This is a genomic window from Streptomyces sp. P5F9 (assembly GCF_057961495.1).
Map to the genome: position 1 here is coordinate 1 of NZ_JBXVPZ010000602.1, position 4,975 is coordinate 4,975.

The 4,975-nt window shown below is 70.8% G+C and carries 5 protein-coding genes and 1 tRNA gene; 5 read left to right on the plus strand and 1 reads right to left on the minus strand.

Features of this window, described 5'->3' with window-relative positions; genetic code table 11:
• A tRNA-Lys gene (locus AC31A1_RS46585) sits at positions 1–74 on the minus strand.
• Positions 75–252: 178 nt separating this feature from the next.
• On the opposite strand from AC31A1_RS46585, the gene AC31A1_RS46590 reads away from it, so the two are divergent.
• The 5 genes from AC31A1_RS46590 to AC31A1_RS46610 all read left to right on the plus strand — a co-directional run.
• Positions 253–1,596 carry a peptidoglycan-binding protein gene (locus tag AC31A1_RS46590; RefSeq protein ID WP_489659127.1) on the plus strand — a complete coding sequence of 448 codons (1,344 nt, stop codon included), beginning with the start codon at positions 253–255 and terminating at the stop codon, positions 1,594–1,596.
• A gap of 66 nt (positions 1,597–1,662) precedes the next feature.
• Complete coding sequence (locus AC31A1_RS46595) at positions 1,663–2,790, plus strand: SPFH domain-containing protein (protein WP_489659128.1); 1,128 nt, start codon at positions 1,663–1,665, stop codon at positions 2,788–2,790.
• 98 nt (positions 2,791–2,888) lie between these two features.
• Positions 2,889–3,497 carry a lytic polysaccharide monooxygenase auxiliary activity family 9 protein gene (locus AC31A1_RS46600; protein ID WP_489659129.1) on the plus strand — a complete coding sequence of 203 codons (609 nt, stop codon included), beginning with the start codon at positions 2,889–2,891 and terminating at the stop codon, positions 3,495–3,497.
• Between the two features lie 90 nt (positions 3,498–3,587).
• Entirely contained in the window at positions 3,588–4,043 is a 456-nt protein-coding gene (locus AC31A1_RS46605; RefSeq protein WP_489659131.1) for a DUF3592 domain-containing protein, read from the plus strand.
• A gap of 39 nt (positions 4,044–4,082) precedes the next feature.
• A partial coding sequence (locus AC31A1_RS46610; protein WP_489659130.1) for an AMP-binding protein occupies positions 4,083–4,975 on the plus strand: 893 nt, incomplete at its 3' end.

Genomic DNA, 4,975 nt, shown 5'->3' on the forward strand with positions numbered 1-4,975 from the left:
TGCGCCGCCAGGGACTCGAACCCCGGACCCGCTGATTAAGAGTCAGCTGCTCTAACCAACTGAGCTAGCGGCGCGTGTTGACCTGCACAACTCTACCGGATGCCCGGGGGTGCTCCCGACCACCCCCGGGCGGGTCCCGGTGGGCCGGTGTACATCATTCGGACCGTCAACATGCGAGTCCGGAAGACAGTTGAGAAACTGGCGGATGTGCATGAGCGCGGATATTTCCACCTGGAGTGTGAGGGGCATCGCATGGAGACTCCGGTATTCGAGGAATTCGATCCCGCGAGCGATTGCGACTGCCCCGGATGTACTGACCGGCGGCGTCGCCGGCCGCATTCCCCGACCGGCCGCACCGGCGGCCACCCCGCCGCCCAGCGGGTCCTCTTCGTGGCGGCCGCGGCGTCCACCGCCCTCGCCGCCGGGCATGCCGTACCGGCCGCGGCCGCTCCCCACACTCCGGCTCGCCCCGGCGTTCCCGCAGGTGACACGGGTGACGAGCCCGCGACCCCGCAGGGGAGCAAGGCCCCGCTGCACGGCCCGAGCGGGAAACCGGCGAAGCCTGCCGGTGCGGTCAAGGCGCCCACGACCACCCGCGCGGAGATCATCAACCGGGCCAAGACCTGGATCGCGGCCCAGGTGCCGTACAGCATGAACGCGTACTGGTCGGACGGTTACCGGCAGGACTGCTCGGGGTTCGTCTCGATGGCCTGGGGGCTGCCGGGGAACGAATGGACCGGCAGTCTCGACCAGTACGGGGTGCGTATTTCCAAGGACGAACTGGAGCCCGGCGACATTCTCCTGTTCCACAATCTCGCGAACCCCGAGAAAGGTTCGCACGTCGTCATTTTCGGCGGCTGGACCGACTACACGCACACCTACTACATCGCCCTGGAGGAGACGCCCTCGCACGCCCGCCGGCAGTCCACGCCGTACGCGTACTGGAGCCACTCGGACAGCTATGTGCCGTACCGCTACAAGGGCGTGACGGGCGGTACGGAAGGGGTGACACCCGTGGTTCCGGTGACCCCGGTGGACGCGGGCAAGGCGAACACGCCGTACCCGGGAGCGTCGTCTTTCGGCCCCGGAGCCAACAACAAGTACGTCACCCAGCTCGGCACGATGCTCGTCGCCCGGGGCGCCGGGTCGTACTACACCTCGGGTCCGGGCCCGCGCTGGTCGGACGCGGACCGGCGGGCCACCCAGGCGTTCCAGCTCGCCCAGGGCTGGACCGGCGCGGACGCGGACGGCCTGCCCGGCCCGCAGACCTGGCAACTGCTCGTCACCGGCAAGGGCAAGAACGTAGGCGGCGCGGCGGTGGGAGCGGCGGGCCCGCCGGCACCGTCTTCCCACGGCGTCCCCGGCTATCCGGGCAAGGCCGTGTTCCGCCTCGGCGCGAACAACAAGTACGTCACCGAGCTGGGAAAGCAGCTGGTCAAGAAGGGCTTCGGCAAGTACTACACGACGGGCCCGGGACCGCGCTGGGGCGAGCCGGACCGGCGCAACGTCGAGGCCTTCCAGCGCGCCCAGGGCTGGCGCGGCGGCGCGGCCGACGGCTACCCGGGGCCGGAGACCTGGCGCCGCCTCTTCTCGTAAGCACGCCCATCACCCCACTCACCCCCACCCGTTGTGACGCATCTGGCGCGGAGGCTGGAGGCACCTATGAGTACGACGACCACTTCACAGACGCCCGAGAACGAGGGGCCGCCCGAGGGACAGACCCGTCCCGCGCGGCTCATCCAGAACGAGGCGACCACCGAGATCCCCGTCCACCTGCTGTTCCGCGACGACCCCGACCCGGTCTCGGTGCCGCTCAGGCCCGCCGTCGTGGCGCGCCGGCAGGGCACCGGCGAACAGCCCCGCTTCCGCCGCCCGGTCCCGGCCAGGCCGCGCCCGGCACCGGAGGTCGACCCCGACCTGGTGGAGCGCCCCGCCCGGGTGCTGCCCGGATCGGCGGGCGTGCTCGCCGGTTCCTGCGGACTGGCCGGCTGCCTCGCCACCTCGTGGTGGGCGGGCGTCCTGCCCCCGCTCGCGACCGAGGCGCTACGGCTGCCGTTCTACGCCGGTGCCGGACTCGGTCCCGCGCAGTGGGCGGCGTACGCCGGGGCCGGCGCGCTGGGTCTGTTCGGCTTCGGGGGTCTGGCCCGGGGCCGTACCGGACGGGCCTGGGTGCTCGGCCTGTTCGGCCGCTACCGGGGGACCGTCCGGCGCACCGGGCTGATGTGGGTCAACCCGTTGCTGCTGCGCCGCCGCGTCGACGTACGGCTGCGGCACTGGCGCAGCGAGCCGATGCCGGGGGCCGACGCGAACGGGGTCGCGCTGCGGGTTGTGACGCTCGTGGTGTGGCGGGTGCGGGACACCGCGCGGGCCACGCTCGGGGTCGAGGACCACGAGACGTATCTGCGCGAGTGCGTGGAGGCGGCGCTGGCCCGGGTGCCGGTGGAGCCGCCGGGCGGTGGCGCGAAGGGCGCGGCCGATCTCGCCGTCGACGCGCTGACCCGGCTGGTCGCGGCGGACTCGGCGCCGGTCGGCATCGAGGTGTTCTCGGTGCGGCCGGTCCGCGTGGAGTACGCCCCGGAGGTCGCGGCGGCGATGACCCGCCGCCGTATCGCCGCGCTGGACGCGCAGCAGCGGGCGACGATGCTCACGTCGGTGGTCGACTCCGTGGAGGACACGGTGACGCGGCTGACCATGCGGGGTCTGGTGGAGCTGGACGACTACGAGCGCAGGGCGCTGGTGAAGGACTTGACGGTCGCGTTCTGCTCGGGGCGGGGGGAATCGGCGCCGTGAGCGGTATGGACACGGTCAAGTAAGGGCAATAATCTGGGACTTGGTCTAGACCTGCACGGCTCACGGAACTTCCCCACACGTTCTCCAGGAGCGGCAGCATGCGCAAAAAGACCAAGTGGTACGCGGGCGCGCTCGGGCTCACCACGGCCGGGGCCATCGTGCTCTCGTCCGGGGCCGCGAGCAGCCACGGCTACACCGACCTCCCCATCAGCAGGCAGAAGCTCTGTGCCAACGGCACGGTGACGAACTGCGGTGACATCCAGTACGAGCCGCAGAGCGTCGAGGGCCCCAAGGGCTTCCCGGCGGCAGGCCCCGCCGACGGCCAGATCTGCAACGGCGGAATCAGCCGCTTCGCCCAACTCAGCGCACCGAAGACCCCGTCGGGCGCCGCGTGGCCGACGACCAAGGTGACGGGTGGTCAGTCGTACGCGTTCCGCTGGCAGTTCACCGCGATCCACGCCACGACGGACTTCAAGTACTACGTCACCAAGGCGGGTTGGAACCAGAACCACAACCTGGCCCGCTCGGACCTCAACACCACCCCGTTCCTCACCGTCCCCTACAACGGCCAGCGCCCCTCGTCGTCCACCATCTCCCACACCGGCACCCTTCCGTCCGGCCTGACCGGCCACCACGTGATCGTCGCGGTGTGGACGATCGCGGACACGACCAACGCGTTCTACTCCTGCGATGACGTCACGTTCTGAGCGTGAGGTTCTGAGCATCGCTTGAGACAGTCCGGCATCCCCCGGGGGTAGGTTCCCTCCACCAAGCGGTACTTGACCTCGGGGGACACCATGGAAGCGCTGTTCTACATCGCGCCACTTCTCATCATCGCCATCGTGGTATTCGCCGCGACCGGCGTGATCCGCCGCTCGCGCCAGGTCAACAGTGCCTGGAGCAGTGGGCTCACGGCCGAGGCCCGCTGTCTGCGGACGTACACGACGACCAGCGGCGGCGCCGGGGACACCATGGTGTCGACGACGCTGCACCACGTCTACGAGTTCACGACGCGCGAGGGCCGCACGGTCAGGTTCGAGGAGCGGAACGGGCCGGGGACGACCCTGGAGGGCGACATCGTCACCGTGCACTACACGGCCGACCACCCCGAGCGGGCCACCGCCCACGCCCCGTCCCGCGGGAAGCTCGCGGCGGGGACGGGCTGCGCGCTGGTGTTCTTCGGCGTGGTCGTCGCCTTCTGCGTCGTCTTCATCCTCGTGGCCCACAAGATGTTCGACTTCATGGGCTCGTAGTCTCCATATCTGACGGTACGTCAACTACCCTGCGCCCCCATGGAGTCCAGGAGGCGTACCGTCGCGGAACTCGTGCAGGCGCGGTGGGGCGACCACCGCCCCGGGCTGTGGTGCGGGCAACAGGTGCTCACCCACCACGAGATGGCGGCCGGCGCGGCAGCCAGAGCGGCACTCCTCGCGGACCTGTTGCCGCGGGGCGCGGCACCTCATGTCGGCGTGCTCCTCGACAACACCCCTGAATATCCCCTGTGGTTGAGCGCGGCGGCCCTCGTGGGCGCGGCCGTCGCCGGTATCAACCCCACCCGCCGCGGCCCCGAACTGGCCCGCGACATCCTGCACACCGAGTGCCGGCTCCTCGTCACCGAGCGCGCCCACCTCCCGCTCCTCGACGGCCTCCAACTCCCCGGCGTACGGCTCCTGGTGACGGGCACTCAGGCCTACGGCGACCTGCTCGCCCCGTACACGGACGCACGCCCTTCCGCCTTCTCCCACGCCACCCCCGACGACCGCATCCTGCTCTACTTCACCTCCGGTTCCACCGGTGCCCCGAAGGCCGCGATCTGCACCCAGGGCCGACTGGCCGCCGCCGGGCGCTCGCTGGTCGACAGCTTCGGGGTCCTTCCGGACGACGTGCACTACATCTGCATGCCGATGTTCCACGGCAACGCGGTGATCGCCGACTGGGCACCGGCGTTGGCGGCCGGGGCGGGCGTGGCGCTGCGCCGGCGGTTCTCGGCGTCGCGGTTCCTGGACGACGTACGGGTGTACGGGGCCACGTACTTCACCTACGTCGGCCGTGCCGTGCAGTACATCCTGGCCACCGAGGAGCGAGCCGACGACCGGGACAACCCGCTGCGGATGGGCTTCGGCACGGAGGCGGGAGCGGTGGACGCGGCGGCGTTCGAGCGGCGGTTCGGGGTGCGGCTGGTGGA

Excerpts from the sequence above, each read along its gene's own strand:
- AC31A1_RS46600 (WP_489659129.1), top strand. The coding sequence starts at position 2,889 with ATGCGCAAAAAGACCAAGTGGTACGCGGGCGCGCTCGGGCTCACCACG.
- AC31A1_RS46605 (WP_489659131.1), top strand. The coding sequence starts at position 3,588 with ATGGAAGCGCTGTTCTACATCGCGCCACTTCTCATCATCGCCATCGTG.
- AC31A1_RS46595 (WP_489659128.1), top strand. The coding sequence starts at position 1,663 with ATGAGTACGACGACCACTTCACAGACGCCCGAGAACGAGGGGCCGCCC.
- AC31A1_RS46590 (WP_489659127.1), top strand. The coding sequence starts at position 253 with ATGGAGACTCCGGTATTCGAGGAATTCGATCCCGCGAGCGATTGCGAC.